The organism is Candidatus Pelagibacter sp. PS_40 (assembly GCF_059417765.1).
Window position 1 is genome coordinate 362,759 of record NZ_CM182064.1, and the last position, 20,258, is coordinate 383,016.

Here is a 20,258-nt window from a genome sequence, read left to right on the forward strand (position 1 = left end):
AAATCTATGTACAAAAACACCAACTGTTTTCATTTAGCAATACCTTGTGGCGATTTAGAGAAAGCAAAACATTTTTACAATGAAATATTGGGCTGTCGATTAGATAACTCGGCTCAAGAATGGGCAGATGTAGATTTTTGGGGAAATGAATTAACTCTTCATGCAAGCGAGCATAAGCTTGAAAGTGAAAGACACGATGTAGATATGGGTAACGTTTCTGTTCCTCATTTCGGTGTACATTTATCTAGAGAAAATTTTAATTCACTAAAAAAGAGATTAACAGACAACAATACAAAATATTATGATGAGCCTTATTTAAGGTTTAAAGGTACGAAGTATGAACAAGAAACATTCTTTGTTAAAGATCCTAATGAAAATATTTTAGAAATTAAAACACTGACTGCAAATCCAGAATAACATTATTGATAAAAATGAAAATTTTATTAATTCTTTTTTTTTCCTTACTTCTTAATACATCGCTAGTATCAGCAGACGAAAAACCAGGTAGATTTTTTGAAGACCAGCCAGATGTAACAGACGAACACCAAATTCACTTTATATATTTATTACCATCTGATGGTGAAGACAGAGAGCTAGATATAAATGGTAGCATGGAAGGTATTTTAGAAAAAGTAAACAATACAATGTTTGAAGCTACAAAAGCAAATAAGGGTTCAGGTGGGGTAGGTAAAAAATACAGATATGATTACAGAAAAGATGGAAAACTAGATATCACATTTATTAGAACCAGTAAAAACTGGAAAGAATTACAAGATAAAAGTGTTAACACTCAAATGGGTCATTATTTCAATCAAGTTGGTGGTTTTAACAATAAAAAGAAAACATATTTCCTATGGACCGATGTTGATAGAGGAAATCATGGTGGAGATGCTGGTGTTGGAATAGGTGGAATATTTGTTAAAAGTAATGGTAGATCTGGAGATGTAATGAAACATGAAAAAGATTTTTTAAATATTAACCTTCATGAGATTTTGCATACTCAATTAATGGGAATTAAATGTATTAAAGGCATGGGAAAAATTCATTACACAAATCAAAAAGATGATAAAAGTGGTCATCAGTTAAGTTATGGAACAAAGCTTAATAGAAATTTGTACACTCATAATATTGAAGGATGCCCTCAGCTTATAGATAGCGTTTATCTAACACCAACCTCAGAAGATCCATACAATCCTTATGAGATAATGTGTGAAAGAAATCTTGGAAAATACACTCACCCTAAGTTAGTTAAAATAATGCAAAAAGCTAAAAAATCTAACAAGTGGTATAAAAATAGAATTGCACCAACTTGCAATTGGAGAGACTGGACTGGAAAATTTGCAAAGTCTGGAGAAAAGTTTGGTTTCTTTGGTGAGATGAAATAAATCTTGCTTTAGCACACTTAAGATATTAGCTTTAAATCTTAAATGACAATCGACTATAAAAAAATTTCTAAAAATCTAAAATTTGAAGGTAGAGCTTTTATTAACGGTAAATATGTCGATGCCATTGATGGTGAAAAATTTGAAAATATAAACCCTGCAACGGGTGAAACTCTTTGTTCTGTTGCAAAATGTAATCATAAGGATGTAGACCTTGCGGTAAAAGTATCAAGAAAAGCTTTTAATAGTGGTGTTTGGTCTAGAACATCTCCAGAATTTAGAAAAGATGTCTTACTGAAATTTGCGGAACTACTAAGACAAACTGGAGAAGAAAATTCTGTTCTTGAATGTGTAGATACTGGAAAATTAATTGGAGACTGCATTAATGAGGTTGCAAATGATGCTCCAATGCATTTTCAATGGTACGGAGAATTAATAGATAAAGTATTTGGTAAAGTTGGACCAACAGAACCATCATTAACTAGTTTAATTGTTAAAGAACCAATAGGTGTTGTTGCAGGAGTTGTTCCTTGGAACTTTCCACTAATGATGGCAGTTTGGAAAATGGCACCAGCATTAGCCGCAGGATGTTCAGTTATAATTAAACCAGCAGAAGACACGCCTTTAACTGCAATTAGAGTTGCTCAAATTGCTAAAGAAGCTGGAATTCCAGATGGAGTTTTAAATATTGTTCCTGGTTTTGGAGATGTGGGTGAAGCACTTGGTAGACACAATGATGTTGATGCAGTTTCATTTACTGGTTCAACAGAAGTTGGTGGATTGTTTATGAAATATTCTGGTGAAAGTAATTTAAAGACAATAGGTTTGGAGATGGGTGGTAAAAGTCCGTTCATAGTTTTAGAAGATGCAAAGATTACAGATGATTTAATTGATAATGCAATTAATTCTGCATTTTGGAATGGTGGACAAAATTGCTCTGCGAACATGAGGCAAATAATTCACAGTAAAGTTAAAGATGAATTTTTAGATAAAGTTTCAAAAAAAGTTAAAGCTCTTAAAGCTGGAGATCCACTTGATCCAGAAAGTAATATGGGATCAATGATTTCTAAAAAACATCTAGCAACAGTTGATGGATATATTCAAAAAGGAATTGATGAAGGAGCTAAATTATTATTTGGAGGTGTTTCAAGTAGTGATCAAAAAGGATTTTTTGCAAAACCAACTCTTTTTGATGATTTAAAAGAAAATATGACAATTGCTCAAGAAGAAATTTTTGGTCCAGTACTTGGTGTTCTTACAATCAATAGTGATGAAGAAGCTTTAAAAATTGCAAGCAATTCAAAGTATGGATTGCATGCAAGTGTTTTCACTCAAGATATTGATAGAGCTTTTCATATGGCTAAAAGCCTTCCATGTGGAACTGTTTCAGTTAATACTTTTTCTGAAGGTGATATTAAAACACCTTTTGGTGGATATAGACAATCTGGATCTTTAAGTAGAGATCAAGGTACAGAAGCACTAGATCAATACCTTCAAACTAAGACTATTTGGATTAGTCACTCTTAAAACTTAATCATAGCAATCATAATAAGTAGCTAATTTTCTTTGACTTGTTCAAAAGTTATAAGTTATGCTTCGTTTTTAAATTAATCGAGAGGGATATAATGAAAATAATAAAAACTACACTTGTAGCTGGTTTAATTTCTTTATTTGCTACTTTTTCAACATTTGCTGAGAAAGTTAAAATAGGAGATCCAGGTTGGACAGGTGCAACGGCTATTGCAAATTTATTAGCAGCAGTTGTTAATGACAAAATGGGTGGAGAAGCAGAATTAGTTCCAGGAAACAACACTGCAATCTACGGTGCAATTGATAGAAGCAAAGGTGAAATAGAAGTTCACCCTGATATCTGGTTACCTAATCAACAGGCTTATACTAACGATCTAGTTCCTAAAGGAACTCTTAAGTTAAGTTCAAAACCTTACGAAGGAAACCAAGGATATTGTGTGTCTCAACAATTTGCTAAAAAAATGAATATTACAGCAATTGAAGACTTAGCTAGACCAGAAGTTGTGAAAGCAATGGACAGTGATGGAAATGGTAAAGGTGAGTTTTGGATTGGTGCTGATGGATGGGCTTCTGCAAATGTAAACCAAGTAAAACTTAGAGATTATGGTTTATATGATGCGGGTATCGAAGCAATCAGAACTGCTGAAGCTGTAAAAAATGCAAGAGTACTTGACTCAATTAAAAAAGGTGAAGGTTATGCGTTTTATTGTTACAAGCCACATGCAATTTGGGGAATGGCTGACGTAGTTATGTTGACAGAACCAAAACATGATCCAGCTAAATACAAAATGGTTCAGCCTAAAGAAGATGCTGACTGGTACAAAAAATCTTATGTTGCATCAAAAGATGCTCTTAAACAAATCCAAATTGGTTGGGGTACTTCTCTAGAAGCAAAATCTCCAGCTATTGTTGAGTTTTTTAAGAACTTCCAGTTAACAGGAGATGATGTGTCAGCTATGGCGTATGCAATTTCAGTTGAAAAAAAACAACCAGCTGATGTTGCTAGAACATGGATGAAAAACAATAAGTCTAAAGTTGATGGTTGGTTAGGACTTTAAATTAAATTAAATTTTTACCCGGCAACTTTATTTGTTGCCGGGTATTTCTCTTAAAAAAATTATTAAATTTTCGAACGGATCTGATGGACTCAGCTATTGAAATAAAAAATGTTTGGAAGATATTTGGTAATACTTCTGAAGAAGCATTAAATGCCATTCAAAATAATCGTATTTCAAAACAGGAAGCTTTAGAAAAATATAATTCAGTAATTGGTGTATCCGATGTCTCTTTTGACGTTAAAAAGGGTGAAATATTCTGTGTAATGGGGCTTTCAGGAAGTGGTAAATCCACTTTAGTGAGACATATTAATAGATTATTAGAACCTACCTCAGGACAAATTTTAATTAATAACGAAGATGTGATGAAATTTGATCCAAAAAGTTTGCAAGATTTAAGGAATAAAAAGATAGGCATGGTTTTCCAAAACTTTGCTTTAATGCCTCACAGATCAGTCTTAGACAATATAGCAATGCCACTTGAAATAAGAGGTATTAGTAAAAATGATAGATTGGATGTTGCTAATAAAATTCTAGATATCGTAGAGCTTCAGGGTTGGGGAAATAAATTTGCTCATGAACTATCAGGTGGAATGCAACAAAGGGTAGGATTAGCAAGAGCTTTAGCAGCAGATCCTGATGTTTTATTAATGGATGAACCATTTAGTGCATTAGATCCATTAATTAGAAGACAGCTTCAAGCAGAATTTATCAAGCTTTCAAAACAAATGAAAAAAACTACAGTGTTTATAACTCACGATCTAGATGAAGCTGTGAGAGTAGGGCATAGAATTGCTATCATGAGAGATGGAAAAGTTATTCAGATAGGAACACCAGAAGAAATAGTTATGAAGCCTGCAGACGATTATGTAGCTGATTTTGTAAAAGGAATATCTAGATTAAAAATTATTCAAGCAAAATCTATCATGCAGCCTGTTGAGAAATTTGAAAAAGAATTTGGATTAATATCAAAAAATTTAGAAAGCGTTCATGAAAATGATTTACTAAATAAGTTGATAGAAAAATCTTCTATTAAGGATGAGCCGATATTAGTAATTAATAATGAAAACAAAAATATTGGTATAATAACACAGGCAGACTTATTAAAAGCTGTTGTAGAGGGTAGTGATGGATAATAAAGCAAACAGAAACCCATCAAGAGATGAATTAATTACTGACTTTGTAAAAAGTAATCCAGACTATTATATTAAAGAGTTTAAAAAAATTGGTAGCAAGCCTACTTACTCATTTTCATTTAATTTATTTGCATTCATATTTGGACCAATTTGGTTTGGAATGCGTAATATTTGGAATTGGACTTTAGCTTTTTTAATTATTGAAACTTTTTCAGTAGTACAAATAATCAGAGGTTTATTTGGTAATATTACAGCAGAGGCCATTGCTAAAGTTGAACAAGTAAAAAGCACTATAGCCTTTAGAAATAAACAATTAGAAGCTGCGATAGAAAATAATCCAGACAAAATTGATGTCTTTGAAAGAAACATAAAATCCTTAGAGGATGCTATGCAAGGTTATTTAGATGAAATTACGAGAATAGAAGCTTCAGCAATTTGGATAGCAATTTTTGGTTTTATTTTATTGATAGGAGTTAAAATTGTTCAGGGTGTTTTGGCAAATTCAATTTTAGAAAAGAAATATTCTGAATGGTTATCCGATAAATCTATTCATCCAGGAATGCAGATGAAAAATTACATTTTAAGTGGTGTTTTTACCTCTGTTATAATGATTTTTACAGTTATCCATTACAGTTTTCCGGGCTTACTTCAGATAATGGATACGTTCCCAACACATCCTGAAATAAGATTATTTTCAATTAAATGGATAGAAATTGTTTTTGATTATGCCGTTGTTAAAGGAGATTTAATTTTTACAGCTATAACAATTGGTATTAGGTCCGTATTAGATTTCTTAGAATTATTGTTTGTTAAAACTCCTTGGATTGTAATTATAACTGCAATTGTAACTTTAACTGGGTTATCTGCAGGACCCAGGGCTGCAATTTATTCTACAGGATTTTTATGTTACATGGGTTTTTTAGGTTTCTGGGTTAAAGCAATGACTACACTTGCCTTATTAGGAACTGCTGCAGTTTTAAGTATAGCAATTGGAATTCCGCTTGGAATTTTCTGTGCAAGACGACAAAGATTTTATTCATTAATTAGACCGATAATGGATTTCATGCAAACAATGCCAGCTTTTGTATTTATGATTCCAGTAATAGCGTTTTTTGGAACTGGAAAGGTTGCAGCAGTAATTATTACAATGATTTTTGGTGGTACACCTGTTGTAAGACTTACAGTTTTAGGGTTACGTGGAGTGCCAGAAACAATTCGAGAAGCTGCTATCGCATACGGTGCAACTAAATGGTATTTGCTGAGAAAAGTAGATCTGCCACTAGCTACACCTTCAATTTTAGCAGGTGTGAACCAAACAGTAATGTTAAGTTTAGCCATGGTAGTTGTAGCATCCCTAATTGGTGCAAAAGGTTTAGGTCAAGATGTTCTTGAGGCATTGCAATATGCTAATGTTGGACAAGGTATACTTGCGGGTATAGCTATTTTATTTGTTGCATTAATACTTGATAGGGTTGTTCAGGGTAAAAAAAGAGTTTAATAAAACTTAATGGATTATTTAATATTAGGTTTTTTAACTGGGTTAAGTTTAATTCTTGCAATAGGTGCTCAAAATATATTTGTCATAGAACAAGGCTTAAAAAAACAATATATTTTTATTGTATGTTTAATTTGTTCAATTTCAGACTTTTTATTAATTTTTTTAGGAATTTTTTTATTTCAGTATCTGAATTATTTTTTTACTCCAATTATTGAGTTAGTTTTTAATATTTTACTTTTAATATTTTTATTACATTTTATTTGGGGAAAAATTAAAACTAAAGTTTCAGAAACTTCATTTGATGTGGATAGTAAAACTAATAATTTATCTAACATTGTAGTTAAAACTTTAGGTTTTACTTTTCTTAATCCACATGTTTATTCAGACACTGTGTTTTTCCTTGGAAACTTCTCTAAAAGCCTTAGTCAAGTGGATAAGTATTACTTTGGTGCTGGGGCAGCCATTTCTTCATTCCTATTTTTTTTTATAATAGGATATCTTTCAAAATATTTTTCTAAATATCTTAAAAGTGCAACAGTGTGGAAAAGAATAAATTATTTGATTATTCTTTTTATGTCTATTTTGGCTTTAACAGTGCTAATGGAAATTATATAATTTAACTAGAATAACCGTACTTTTTAAGCCTAACGTCGCCTGTTCTTGCATGTGCTTCCATTCCTTCATATCTAGAAATTCTTGCAGCTGCTGCACCAACTAATTCAGTAGATTCTTTTGTCATTCTTTGAAAACTTAAAGTTTTAACAAACTTACCAACGAATAATCCACCCGTATATCTTCCCGCACCTTTAGTTGGTAGTATATGATTAGTTCCTGAACATTTATCTCCATAAGCAACAGTTGTTTCTTCTCCAATAAATAAAGAACCATAGTTTGTAAGTCTTTTGTGAAACCACTCTAAATTTTCTGTCTGAACTTCTAAGTGTTCTGGAGCATACTCATCACTAATAGTTGCCATTTCTTCATCAGTATCACAAAGGATAACTTCACCATAATCTCTCCACGCTGCATCTGCGTTTGTTCTTGGAACTTCTGGTAGTTCAGCAATTAATTCTGGAACTCTTTTCATTACTTTTTCTGCAAGCTCTTTACTCGTTGTGTATAACCAACAAGGTGAATTATAACCATGCTCAGCTTGACCCACTAAATCTACAGCAACTATCTCAGGGTCAGCTTTAGCGTCAGCAATAATTCCAATCTCAGTAGGACCAGCAAACAAGTCAATACCCACTTTTCCAAATAAAATTCTTTTAGCTTCAGCAACAAATTGATTTCCAGGACCAACGATAATGTCTGCAGGAGGGTTATTAAATAAGCCATTAGTCATTGCTGCAATTGCAGGAACACCACCTAAATTTAAAATTACATCAGCACCACAAAGATCTGCGGTATAAATAATTGTTGGATGTGCACCCACTCCTTCTTTTGGAGGACTACAGGCAATAACGTTTTTTACACCAGCAACCTTTGCTGTTGTTACACTCATAACAGCTGATGCAATGTGTGCATAACGACCTCCTGGTACATAACATCCAGCAGTATTTACAGGTATTAATTTTTGACCAGCAAAAAGTCCATCAGAAAGCTCTACTTCAAAATCTTGACCATAATTTTTTAATTGAGCTTCAGCAAATTTTCTAACTCTTTCATATGAAAATTGAACATCATCTTTTGTTTTTTGATCTAATGTTTTTTTAATTTCTTCAATTCTTTCTTTAGAAACGATGATTTCTCCATCGTACTTATCAAATTTTTTTGTAAGATCGATACAACCTTGTTCTTTTGTAGTTTCGATATTTTTTAATAAATCCTGAACAATTCCAGTTGTTTTAGTATCGTCCGTTGAAGATGTTTTAGGTGATTTTTTTAAGTACGTTATAGCCATTGTTTCCCTCTCTAATTTTGAAGCTTTATTTAAAACATTAATGCCATTATTTCAATGAAGAATTAGTCTAAAGCAACAACAGCTGCAGCAATAGAGGCTAATCTAGCTTGTGCTTCATCAGATCTACTAGTAATTACTATTGGAACTTTACCACCTACTACTACACCAGCTGCACAAGCTCCCATAAAATAAATCATCATTTTAACCAAACTATTTCCGGTTTCAACACTTGGAACTAGCAATACATCTGCATTACCAGCTACAATATTTTTAACACCTTTTATAGCGGCAGATTTTTTTGAAATACTATTATCAAATGCCAAGGGACCAAAAACATCAGCATTTAAATTTTCTTCTTTTGCAAGTTTTGTAATTTCATCTGCATCGATAGAGCTTGGTACACTATCTAAAATTTCTTCTGTTGCTGATAGAATTGCAATTTTGGGCCTTTCAATTCCTATACGGTTTGAAAAATCAATTACATTTCTTAAAATATGCATTTTTGTTTTTACATTGGGCAAAACATTTAAAGCACCATCAGTGATTATAAGTGGCTTGTCATCTTTATTATTCGTCATATGCCAGATGTGACTAAGTCTAGTTTTACCAAGCAAATTATAATCTCTTTTTAAAATTTCTTTCATTAAGACATCCGTATGAATATGACCCTTAACAATAATTTTTACTTTACCTTGGCTAGCGAGTTTTGCAGCAATAGCAGCAGTATTATTCTCAACAGGTTCATCAATGATTTCAAATTTTGAAATATCCCATTTTAAATCTTCAGCACATTTAAGAATTTCTTTTTTATTCCCTATAAAGATAGGTGTTATTAAATTTTCATTAACAGCATCTTGAACTGAAAGCATTGGTAAAGGCAATCCTGCATTTACGATTGCAGCATTAACACCTTTTTTCTTATGTGCATGATCCAGAAGGTTATTAGGACAAACAATTTCTTTATTTGAAAGCATGAGGTATATTTAGTCTGAATTTTTAAAAAGTATATACTGTAAATTGATAATGATTAAGCCTTTTAAATTAGATATTCCCGATAAAGTACTTCAAGAAATATACACTAAAGTAAAAAATTACCCATGGCATGAAATGCCAGATGATGGTGGCTGGAAATATGGAAGTAATCTTGATTATATGAAAGAGATCTCAAATTATTGGATTAAAGATTTTGATTGGAGAAAACATGAGGCAGAAATAAATCAATTTCCAAATTTCACAACTATTGTAGATGATATCGAAATACATTTTATTCATGAAAAGGGAAGTGGGTCCAACCCAACACCTTTACTTCTTATGCATGGATGGCCTGGATCGGTAATTGAGTTTTTACATATTATAGAAAGACTTGCACACCCTGAAAAATTTGGTGGAAATATTGAAGATGCTTTTGATGTAGTGGTCCCATCATTACCTGGCTTTGGTTTTTCTGGGAGACCTTCAAGACCCATGGGACCAAGAAAAATAGCCAATACTTTAAATAAACTGATGACAAAAAACCTTGGTTATAAAAACTATTTAGCACAAGGAGGTGATTGGGGAGCAACTATTGCAAACTGGATTGGTTATGATTATTCAAAATCATGTAAGGCAATTCACATTAATTGTTTAACAATGCGCCACCCTGATGGTCCACAAACAAAACAAGAGAAAGAATGGCAACAAAGATTTAATCAAGATCAAATAATGCAAGATGGATATAGAACTCAACAAGCAACTAAACCTCAAACTTTAAGTTATGGAATGATGGACAGTCCTGTTGGAATTGCAGCATGGATTATTGAAAAAATGTACTCATGGTCTGATTTAAAAGATAACAATATTGAAAGTGTTTATTCAAAAGATACACTCTTAGCTAATATTATGGTTTATGTAGTTACAAAAACTTTCAACACAGCTACTTGGATTTATTACGGAAGAAGAGAAGAGGGTGGACGTTTTTTTCCTAAAGATTTTAAAAAAATAGAAATTCCAACAGCTGCAGCAATTTTTCCAGCAGAAATGTCTGAGTGGCCACCAAAATCTTATGTAGATAGAATGTTTAATATTACTCAATGGACAGAGATGCCGAGGGGTGGACATTTTGCAGCCCTTGAGGAACCTGAACTTCTTGTTAATGATCTTGTAAAGTTTTCAAGATCTGTACGATAGTTAGATACTTTGTAAATATTCCAAGTCTTTTAAAACAGCTTTTGAAATATTAATTTCTTTTTTAAGATTACTTTTAAACCTATTAAACTTACTTTGTCCTGGGTAAAGAATTTCTTTAACACCTTTTATCTTGGGAAGTCTTTTTATAGTTTTGATATTGTCTTTTATTCTTTTATTGAAAGAATTTCCGACAAATAAATTAGGCTTTAAAACAAAAAATAGGTGACCAATATTTTGTGGACCACTAAAATCGGTAAATGGATCTTTAACTCTACCTGCATGATTACCACCTGTTAATACACCACTTAAAATATCAACCATCCAAGCTAATCCAGAGCCCCTAAAACCAGCTATTGGTAATTGAACACCCTCTAATGCTTTTTTAGGATCCGTTGTTGGTTTACCAAATTTATCTAAAGCAACTCCTTCAGGAATTTTAGTTCCTTCTCTTGCTGCAACTCTAATTTTTCCTCTATTAATCATTGAGATTGAAGTATCTAAAATAAAAGGAACCTTTGATCCAGTGGGTGTTCCAAAACAAATAGGGTTTGTTCCAAATAAACTTTTTAAAGCTCCATGAGGTGCAACTGCTGGAGGTGCATTAGTAAATATCATTACCATTAAACCTTTTTTAACTGCTTGCTCTGCGTAATAACCAGATAAACCATAATGACCACTATTCTTAACTGCAACTAAGCCAATTCCAGTTTTTTTAGCATTGTTTATAGCAGTTTTAATAGCGGTATCTGCTGCAACAAAGCCAATACTATTGTTACCATCAACATGGGCAATGGATTGAGAAATTTTTTTAACTTTAATTTTAGCTTTTGGATTAATAACTTTTTTAGAAATACGGTCACAGTACATCTTAAGTCTAGATAAACCATGTGATGGAGCACCAACTAATTCTGCATTGATTAAGGCTTCAGCACAAATAGTGGCATGATCTTTGTTTAATTTATACTTAATAAAGATATCTTTAATAATTCTTTTTAATTTCGAAGATTTCATAGTTTAATAAAAGTTTGATTAACCTTTACCATGCCATGGAATTGTTTTGTCAATTATTTTTCTTAAAGCAACATCAAATAATAAACCTAACATACCCATTACAAAAATAGTGATCCAAATAACTTCATATTGGAAGTATTTTTTAGCAACGTTTTCAACAAATCCAATACCTGTAGTACCGGCTAAAAATTCAGCTGCAACCAAAGTTCCCCAACACATTCCAACAGCAACTCTAACCCCTGTTAAAATTTCTGGTAATGAGTTTGGAAATATTACATGTCTTAATATTTGCCATTTAGATGCACCAAGTGAGTGTGAAGCATGAATTTTAGACAACTGCGTACCAGCAGCTCCTGCTCTAGCAGAGATGATCATAATTGAAAATGAAACCATAAATAATAAGAAAACTTTCCCAACATTATCAATTCCAAATACAGTAATAACTAGAGGAGCCCAAGCTAATGGGGGTACCGGTCTATATAGTTCAATTAATGGATCAAAAAATCCTTTAGCAAATCTGTTTAAACCCATAAATAATCCTAGTGGTACACCAAAAATAATTCCAAGTACTAAACCTAGGAGAACTCTTAAAAAAGAATCCCAGATATGACCCATCGGAACTGGTATCTTAAATAATTTAAACTCACCTGTAACAACACTTAAGACTTTACTCTTAAAGTTTGGAGTAACAGTTCCATCAGCATTATGAATTGGATATGCCCCAGGCATAGCATCTGCAATCCAATCAGGTAATATAAAACCAACTATTTTACTTACATCCATCATTTCATACCAAATTAGAGGTACGTTTTTAAATCCAATACTGGGTTTAAGGAGTAGCACAAATTTATTAAAGGTATCAGACGGTTTTGGTAACCATCTTCCAGATCCTTGCTCAGAACAATTTGGTCCACTTGAAACAATTGTACCTGCAGGAAATAAAAAAATATCAACTAGTCTTAAAACACCTTGCTCTTTCTTTTGAACTTCATCAAACTCTATTATTGATTTTTGCATATCATCAAGAGTATTAGGTGGGAAAATACTTGCGTATTCGATTCTTCGAGCAATTTTTAAAACATCTTTTGCTAATGCAGAAGCTACTTCTTGGGTATTATCTAAACTAGATCGATAAGCTTTAATCTCATCCTTAATCTCTTTCATTAACTGTTTATATTTATAGTTATGATTTCTTATTTTGAAAAAGTCATTACTAATAAGAGTTAATTCTTTTGCAGCTGCATCAAATTTTAAACCCATTTTTGTTTCAGGAATAGTTGGTATTTCAACTGTATTTTCTACAGCGGTTGCAGAGGCTCCCCATTTCCCTTGTTTTTTTAAAGCTTCAATTCTTGCGTTCTCTTCTTCAATACTTTTAATTGGTGGATAGCTTATTTTTTGAAAATCTTCTGTTAACCAAGTAATTCTATTTGTTAAATCTCGAATTTGACTTTTTGTTTCTTCTTCTAAAAGGTCAATATTAGTTAACAATGGAATTGATTGTTGAGTTTTTGCAATAAATTTTAAAAGAGTAGTTTTGTCTTGCTCTCTTATATTGGGTGAATTTTTAATTTCATTAGCTAGTTTTTGTATATTTTTGTTTTCACCTTTGATTATTGAAGTACTCTTAAATTCACGTTCTTCAATTGGAAATAAATATTTTAACGAAAGTAAAGAGTCGTTTACTTTTGCAACCTGACAAAGTTCATTTGCAGACTGGGGATAAAATGATTTCGCCATATCCCAAGAATAGTAAAGCCAAGTTAATAGTAAAAAACTACTACCAACAATAACCCAATGAACTCCACCTTTAGCTCTTTCAGGGTTACCAAATACAGCATCTAATTTTTCAGTTTTTGCTAATTTTCTTCCATACAAAATAGATCCAATAACTGCAAAAATTACTACGAATGTTATAATACCTGTTAGCATACTAAATATCTTTACCCATAATTTCTTCTTCCATATTCCAAATCATAGTTAGAATTTCTTCTCTAGTGCTTACAAAGTCAGGTGTTTTTTTTATCTCTCTTAAATCACCATCAATACCCATTGATGCAAAAGGAAGATTATATTCTTTATGGATACGACCTGGTCTTGGTGCCATTACATATAATCTTTCACCTAGTAGTAAAGCTTCTTCAACTGAGTGGGTGATTAAGATAATTGTTTTTCCTGTTTCTTTCCAAATTTTTAAAACTAAAGACTGCATCTTCTCTCTGGTTAATGCATCTAATGCTCCTAACGGTTCATCCATTAAAATTAAATCAGGGTCATTAATTAAACATCTAGCAAGAGCAACTCTTTGCTGCATACCTCCAGATAATTGATAAGTAGGAGTGTTTCCAAAACCTTGTAGGCCTACTATATTTAACCATTCTTCAACTTTTTTTGCAGTTTTAACTGGGTCTTCTTTTTTCATTCTTAAACCAAAGTCAACATTCTCTGCAACCGTTAGCCATTCAAATAAAGCACCTTGTTGAAAAACCATTCCTCGTTCAACACCAGGACCATCTATTTCATTACCATTAAGAGCAATAGCGCCCGAAGTGGGTCTTAGAAAACCAGCGGTAATATTTAGTAGAGTTGTTTTTCCACATCCTGAAGGACCAAGAACAGTTAAAAGTTCACCTTTTTTAAGTGTAAAGTTTACATCTTTTAATGCATGAACTGTTTCTCCTTTAGGAGTTTTAAAGATCATGTTTAAATTCTGAGAAATTAAATCACTCATAAGACAATACTATATTAGAATTTTTTTAAAAAAATAGGCACCAATTTATTAAATTGGCGCCTATTTAAATTTATTTAACTCTCTAAATTAAAGAGGTAAAAAGCTTGTATCAACTGCTCCGTTAGGAGTACCCATTCCTTTTAAAAATCCACTTAGATTTCCAGAAGTCATAGATTTTTCAGTCTCTTCAGGTGTAAGAAATTTAAATCCGCTTAAAGTTTCTTTCATATCACCAAGCTTCATCTCAGCATCTTTAGCGATAACATTTAAATCACTTTTACCTGCTGCATATCTAGCATTTGCTTCATGAGTTACTTCTATGAAAGTTCTCAGCATACCTGGGTTCTCTTTCATAAATTTGTCAGTAACAGATGTAATGTCAATACCTAAGATACCAGCATCACGCGCTTCTTGAACTGTTAGTAATCTACTTCCAACTGCAGTTGCAGCTTTAATAGAATTTCCACCAAATAAACATGCCATTACAACATCACCAGAAACTAGTGCAGCAGCACCTTCTTCAGGATCCATTTGAATAACTGTCATTTTACTTTTATCAGCGCCAACAACTTTCATACTTTCATCAAAAACATACTCAGCCATTGTTCCTAGAGGAACAGCAACTTTTTTACCTTCTAATTCAGAAGCGTTAGCTTTTGTAATTCCAGAAGCATTAGATGTAACACAAGTTGTTCCACCCATTCCGTATTCCATAGCAATATCTACAAGTTTTAGCGGAGCTTTTGATTTAACAGCATTGATAAATGGCACTAAGCCTTGTGAGTAAGAAATATCAATATCTCCAGCTAACATAGCATCAGTCATTGCACCCCCGTTTGAAAAGTTAGTCCATTTAACTGGAACACCTAGAGCTTTATCAAACATCTTTTTAACTTTGTCTTCTTGGTTTGGAGTAGGCCATTCTAAAAAGAATGCAACTCTAACTTCTTTAGCAGCTGCATTTGCAACTGACATAGATAAGTTAAGAGCAACTACCGTTCCAAGAATAAAACTAATTATTTTTTTCATTATTATCCCTCTGTTGTTAATTTAATTAAATTATTAGCATTTAAATTGAAATTACACTGGATGTAAAACAAAAAACGAATATACATCTTCAGGTTGTGTAATTTAAAGTCACAGAAAAAAAAATAGTAAAAAATAAAATAAATCTAGAAAACCTTTTGATTTAGTCTAATAGTTAGAAATAAATTTATAACACCACATATATAGAGAGAGAATATTTATGAGCTCAGAAAATAGAACTTCAGTACCTAATTCATTAAATGAACATTGGATGCCATTTACATCTAATAAAGATTTCAAAGCAAACCCAAGGTTAATCACAGAAGCTAAAGGGGTTTACTTAAAAACTCATCATGGAAAAACACAAATAGATGCGAGCTCAGGTTTATTTTGTAATCCACTAGGTCACGGAAGAAGAGAAATTACAGAAGCTGTTACAAAGCAATTAGAAACTTTAGATTACGCACAACCATTTCAACAAGGTTTTGGTGGTTCATTTGAATTAGCTACAAAAATTTCAAAACACACACCAGGTGATTTAAATAAAATGTTTTTTACAATTTGTGGATCTACAGCTGTAGAAACTGCAATTAAAATTGCTGTTGCTTATCACAGAGCAAAAGGACATGCAGAAAGATTTAGATTTGTTGGACGTGAGCGTGGTTACCATGGAATGAACATTGGCTGTATTTCAGTGGGTGGAATGGTAAATAATGTTAAAACGTTTGCAAGCGTTTTAATGCCAGGTGTCCAACACATTAGACATACACATTTACCAGAACATAAGTTTGTGAGTGGTCAACCAGAAACTGGAGACTATTTAGCAAACGATTTAGAAACTATTTGTCAAAACTTTGGTGGTGAAAATATTGCTGCTTGTATTGTTGAACCGATTGCTGGATCAACAGGAACATTGGTACCACCCAAAGGTTATTTACAAAAATTAAGAGAGATCTGTGACAAGCATGGAATACTTTTAATTTTTGATGAAGTAATTACAGGATGGGGCAGAACAGGATCTAAATTCGCTGCAGATGAATTTGGAGTAACTCCAGACATTATGACAATGGCTAAAGCTACAACCAACGGTGTTGTTCCCATGGGTGTTGTTGCTTGTAGTGATTATATCTATGATGCGGTAATGGATGCTTCACCAACAGGTGCAGTTGAATTGTTTCATGGCTATACTTATTCAGGAATTCCAGTTGCAGTAGCAGCTGCTCTTGCGGTGCAAGACATTTTTGAAAAAGATGATATTTTTAATAGAGCAAAAAATTTAGCTCCTTATTTCCAAAAAGGATTATTCTCTCTTCAAGATCTAGAGTCTGTGGATAATATTAGAGGATATGGAATGATGGGTGGAATAGACATGAAGCTAAACACTAAACCTGGTAAAGCTGGCTATGAATGTTTTAAAGCATGTTATGAAGCTGGTGTTAACTTTAAAGCTACAGGAGATTGTTTAATTATAGCTCCTCAATTCATTTGTGAAGAAAAACACATTGATGAGATTATTGAAAAGTTAAGAACTGGTATTACTAACTATCAAAAAAATCAAAAAAACTAAAAACTTTAATAAAATTTAAAGTACTGAAAAGGGAGAGAGTGTTATGAAGATCGGCGTACCTAAAGAAATCAAACCACAAGAACATCGTATTGGACTAACTCCTGACAGTGTTAAGACTTTAATATCAGAGGGTCATGAGGTTTTAGTTGAGAATAATGGTGGATATGAAGCCGGCTTTGAAAACGAACAATATATAAGCGTTGGTGCTAAAATCATTGATAAAGCTGAAGATATTTTTAATGATGCAGATATTATTGTTAAAGTAAAAGAGCCTCAATCAGTTGAAGTTAAGATGATTAGAGAAAATCAGATCATCTACACTTATTTACACTTAGCGGCAGCTAAAGAGCTAACTGAAGGTTTAATTAAATCTAAAGGTGTTTGTATAGCTTATGAAACAGTAACAGATGACAATGGCAGATTACCATTACTTGCACCAATGAGTGCAGTTGCTGGACGTATGTCTGTTCAAGCAGGAGCACATTGCTTGGAAAAAAATCAAAATGGTAGAGGTCTTTTATTAGGAGGAGCTCCTGGAGTTGAAGGAGGAACAGTTGTTATTTTAGGTGGCGGTGTTGTTGGTGAAAACGCTGCAGTTATTGCAACTGGTATGAGGGCTAAAGTTCATATCGTTGATAAATCTGAAGCAAGATTAAAACAACTGGTTGAAATGTTTGGTGATAAAATTATCCCAGAACAAAGTGATAAAATTGATTTAAATAAATTAGTTGCAGAAGCTGATCTTTTAATTGGCGGTGTTTTAATTCCAGGTGCAGAAGCTCCAAAACTAATTACTAAACCAATGTTGAAATTAATGAAAAGAGGATCAGTAATTGTTGATGTTGCAATTGATCAAGGGGGTTGTGTTGAGACAAGTAAACCAACAACTCACGGTGATCCAACTTATATTATTGATGATGTTATTCATTACTGTGTAGCAAATATGCCAGGGGGAGTTCCAAGAACTTCAACGATTGCATTGAACAACGCAACACTTCCGTATCTAGTTAAAATCGCAAATGATGGTTACGCCAAAGCATTAAGTGATGACAAACATCTACTTGCTGGATTAAACGTTTGCAAAGGTCAAGTAACCTATAAAGCGGTTGCTGATGTTTTTGGACATGATTACGTTGATCCTTTAAGTACTCTATAATTTTTTTAAACTAATGTTATCGGATAAAATTAAAGATTATTTAAACGAATACATTAGTCAGGAAGTTTACGTTCAAGTAGCTGTTGCTAAAGGTAAAAATAAAATCTCAACTAATGCTGCAATTAGCAAATATTTTGAAAGCAATCATTTTACAGGTTTAGCAGAAGGTAAACCCTACAATACTTTTTTAGATGATCTTAAAGATAAGTGTTTAGGAAAATTAGTAAACTCCCCAATGAAAGATAGTAAAACGGAAGATGAAATTATTATTGAACTTCAAAGAAAGCTTAACACTTTAAAAATTGAAGAATTAAATGACACTTACTGGGAAGTAGAGACTGGTGAATATTTAAGTGGAATGGATATCAAAGAAATTGAACTTGAGAGAGATACTTTAATTAAATTTTTAACTTCTAAAGATGAAGCGCACGACACAGTAAGCACTCTTTGTAAAAACTATGAAAAATTATGTAAAGAAAAGTATCCAGAAGCTCCATTACCACTAGAAATATTAGATACTAAACACTAAGTTTCTCTTTAATAATCTAAATTATAGTCTATAAAAATTGTAAGGGGTGTCGTAACTGACTGAGAATAAACCCTAATAACCTGTCCGGTAATTCAGAAAGGGAGAACAATGGATAAAACATACTTTATAAGTCAATCAACATCATTAACACTCGTCATAACTATAAGCTTAATCTTTACAATTGTTGGATTAATTTACTCTAAAAAATATCAAGGAATTAACAATTATCTAACTGCGAATAGAAACATTGGTTTCTTTTCACTAACAACAAGCCTAATTGCATCAGCACTTGGAGCTTGGATTTTATTTGGTCCAGCATCTGCTGCAACATGGGGTGGAATAGGAGCTGTGATTGGTTACGCGTTAGGGACGGCATTTCCTATGATCTTTTTAATTTCACTTGGAAAAAAAATAAGAACTGACTTTCCAAAAGGTTCAACGTTAATTGAATTTTTAAGAAAAAGATTTGGAAAGAGTTTATTTAAACTTATTTTGCTTATGACAGTATTTTATATGTTCGTCTTTTTATGTGCTGAAGTTACTGCAGTTGCAATATTGATAAATTATATTTCAGGAACTGAACTTTGGGTCACCTCTTTAATTATTCTGATCGCAACGCTTGCTTACACCTTATACGGTGGATTAAGAGCTTCAATTTTTACAGATAATATTCAAATGATAGTAATTGTAGCTTTATTATTAATTTCAGTATTTTATCTGACATCATTTACAGGGGATCAGTTTTCTTTCTCATTTATTAAAGAAAGAAGTCCTCACTTACTAAGTGCGAGTTATATTCCAAACTATACTGCAGGATTAACGTTCTTTATCGCTGTTGCTGCAACCAATCTTTTTCACCAAGGAAATTGGCAAAGAGTTTATGCTGCAAAAAACAATGAAGTTTTAAAGAAAAGTTTAATTGTTGCATTTATTGTAATTATTCCAATTGTTTTTTTTATGGGTTTTAGTGGTTTAGTTGCAGTATCAGCTAATCCAAAAGTTATTCCTGATCTTGGTTTCTTTTCTCTATTGTTAAGTGAACAGACGGAATTTTTATCATTAATAATTGTAATTCTTGGTTTATCATTAACAATTAGTACAGTTGATACATTGGTCAATGCAATATCAAGCTTAATAGTAGTTGATGGTAAAGCAACTTTAAATTTAAATAAAAAAACTAATTATTTAACTCTTTCAAAATATTTTATAGTATTGCTTTCAATCATAGCTTTTGCAATCGCTTCCAAAGGATTTAGTGTTTTATACTTATTTTTGCTTGCCGATTTATTTTGTTGTGCGTTTGTACTTACTGTTTTTTATAGTTTCTATAATAAGAAGTTGAATGAAAAAACAGCATACATCTCAATTATTATTGGATTAATTGGAGGGTTTCTTTTATTTCCAGCTCCTGATTTTTCAAAGAGTTTGTTAGTTGGTATAATTTTACCAGCAGATACTTTTCCAGCTTTTGTCTCTCAATCATTGTTGTTTTTATCTTTTATAATCGCAACTTTTTTGCCTGTAATATTTTGGAAAATAAAAGGATCTAAAAAATAGACCTAATAATT

Annotated in this window: 18 protein-coding genes; 12 read left to right on the plus strand and 6 right to left on the minus strand. The window is 32.4% G+C overall.

Going from position 1 to position 20,258, the window contains the following annotated elements:
* Positions 1-6 precede the first annotated feature (6 nt).
* The 7 genes from AC5SLW_RS01955 (at position 7) to AC5SLW_RS01985 (ending at position 7,216) form a co-directional block, all read left to right on the plus strand.
* Complete coding sequence (locus AC5SLW_RS01955) at positions 7-417, plus strand: VOC family protein (protein ID WP_494575534.1); 411 nt, start codon at positions 7-9, stop codon at positions 415-417.
* Positions 418-431: 14 nt separating this feature from the next.
* The gene (locus AC5SLW_RS01960; RefSeq protein ID WP_006997124.1) at positions 432-1,385 is read left to right on the plus strand and encodes a hypothetical protein; all 954 of its coding nucleotides are present in this window, start codon (positions 432-434) and stop codon (positions 1,383-1,385) included.
* 42 nt (positions 1,386-1,427) lie between these two features.
* On the plus strand, positions 1,428-2,909 hold the full coding sequence (locus tag AC5SLW_RS01965; protein ID WP_006997123.1) for an aldehyde dehydrogenase: 1,482 nt from the start codon (positions 1,428-1,430) through the stop codon (positions 2,907-2,909).
* Between the two features lie 98 nt (positions 2,910-3,007).
* Positions 3,008-3,970: an ABC transporter substrate-binding protein gene (locus AC5SLW_RS01970; RefSeq protein WP_494575537.1), complete on the plus strand. Its 963-nt coding sequence runs from the start codon at positions 3,008-3,010 to the stop codon at positions 3,968-3,970.
* An 83-nt stretch (positions 3,971-4,053) separates the two neighbouring features.
* Entirely contained in the window at positions 4,054-5,103 is a 1,050-nt protein-coding gene (locus tag AC5SLW_RS01975; RefSeq protein WP_494575539.1) for a quaternary amine ABC transporter ATP-binding protein, read from the plus strand.
* The gene (locus AC5SLW_RS01980; RefSeq protein ID WP_006997120.1) at positions 5,096-6,601 is read left to right on the plus strand and encodes an ABC transporter permease; all 1,506 of its coding nucleotides are present in this window, start codon (positions 5,096-5,098) and stop codon (positions 6,599-6,601) included. Before AC5SLW_RS01975 ends, AC5SLW_RS01980 begins: the two co-directional genes overlap by 8 nt.
* A gap of 9 nt (positions 6,602-6,610) precedes the next feature.
* The gene (locus tag AC5SLW_RS01985) at positions 6,611-7,216 is read left to right on the plus strand and encodes a LysE/ArgO family amino acid transporter (RefSeq protein ID WP_018414003.1); all 606 of its coding nucleotides are present in this window, start codon (positions 6,611-6,613) and stop codon (positions 7,214-7,216) included.
* A 1-nt stretch (position 7,217) separates the two neighbouring features.
* On the opposite strand, the gene hisD is transcribed toward AC5SLW_RS01985, so the two are convergent.
* Both hisD and AC5SLW_RS01995 read right to left on the minus strand, forming a co-directional pair.
* A complete protein-coding gene (gene hisD, locus AC5SLW_RS01990; protein WP_011281955.1) occupies positions 7,218-8,504 on the minus strand; it encodes a histidinol dehydrogenase in 1,287 nt (428 codons plus the stop codon).
* A 62-nt stretch (positions 8,505-8,566) separates the two neighbouring features.
* Positions 8,567-9,478 carry a bifunctional enoyl-CoA hydratase/phosphate acetyltransferase gene (locus tag AC5SLW_RS01995; RefSeq protein WP_494575542.1) on the minus strand — a complete coding sequence of 304 codons (912 nt, stop codon included), beginning with the start codon at positions 9,476-9,478 and terminating at the stop codon, positions 8,567-8,569.
* A 49-nt stretch (positions 9,479-9,527) separates the two neighbouring features.
* Between AC5SLW_RS01995 and AC5SLW_RS02000 the strand changes: the two genes are divergently transcribed.
* Positions 9,528-10,670: an epoxide hydrolase family protein gene (locus AC5SLW_RS02000; protein ID WP_494575544.1), complete on the plus strand. Its 1,143-nt coding sequence runs from the start codon at positions 9,528-9,530 to the stop codon at positions 10,668-10,670.
* Here AC5SLW_RS02000 and AC5SLW_RS02005 read toward each other — a convergent pair whose 3' ends face one another.
* From AC5SLW_RS02005 to AC5SLW_RS02020, 4 genes are all read right to left on the minus strand, one after another.
* Positions 10,671-11,681, minus strand: a complete 1,011-nt coding sequence (locus tag AC5SLW_RS02005; protein WP_020169286.1) for an Ldh family oxidoreductase — start codon at positions 11,679-11,681, stop codon at positions 10,671-10,673.
* Between the two features lie 18 nt (positions 11,682-11,699).
* Positions 11,700-13,613 (minus strand): ABC transporter permease, encoded by a 1,914-nt coding sequence (locus tag AC5SLW_RS02010; protein ID WP_011281959.1) that lies wholly within the window; start codon positions 13,611-13,613, stop codon positions 11,700-11,702.
* Position 13,614: 1 nt separating this feature from the next.
* Complete coding sequence (locus tag AC5SLW_RS02015; protein WP_494575547.1) at positions 13,615-14,412, minus strand: ATP-binding cassette domain-containing protein; 798 nt, start codon at positions 14,410-14,412, stop codon at positions 13,615-13,617.
* A gap of 87 nt (positions 14,413-14,499) precedes the next feature.
* Positions 14,500-15,441 carry an ABC transporter substrate-binding protein gene (locus tag AC5SLW_RS02020; RefSeq protein ID WP_011281961.1) on the minus strand — a complete coding sequence of 314 codons (942 nt, stop codon included), beginning with the start codon at positions 15,439-15,441 and terminating at the stop codon, positions 14,500-14,502.
* A gap of 217 nt (positions 15,442-15,658) precedes the next feature.
* On the opposite strand from AC5SLW_RS02020, the gene aptA reads away from it, so the two are divergent.
* The 4 genes from aptA (at position 15,659) to AC5SLW_RS02040 (ending at position 20,247) form a co-directional block, all read left to right on the plus strand.
* The gene (gene aptA, locus AC5SLW_RS02025) at positions 15,659-17,005 is read left to right on the plus strand and encodes an omega-aminotransferase AptA (protein WP_494575549.1); all 1,347 of its coding nucleotides are present in this window, start codon (positions 15,659-15,661) and stop codon (positions 17,003-17,005) included.
* Positions 17,006-17,048: 43 nt separating this feature from the next.
* Positions 17,049-18,161 carry an alanine dehydrogenase gene (gene ald / locus AC5SLW_RS02030; RefSeq protein ID WP_011281963.1) on the plus strand — a complete coding sequence of 371 codons (1,113 nt, stop codon included), beginning with the start codon at positions 17,049-17,051 and terminating at the stop codon, positions 18,159-18,161.
* A 13-nt stretch (positions 18,162-18,174) separates the two neighbouring features.
* A complete protein-coding gene (locus AC5SLW_RS02035; protein WP_011281964.1) occupies positions 18,175-18,690 on the plus strand; it encodes a hypothetical protein in 516 nt (171 codons plus the stop codon).
* 108 nt (positions 18,691-18,798) lie between these two features.
* Entirely contained in the window at positions 18,799-20,247 is a 1,449-nt protein-coding gene (locus tag AC5SLW_RS02040) for a sodium:solute symporter family transporter (RefSeq protein WP_018414010.1), read from the plus strand.
* Positions 20,248-20,258: the final 11 nt, after the last annotated feature.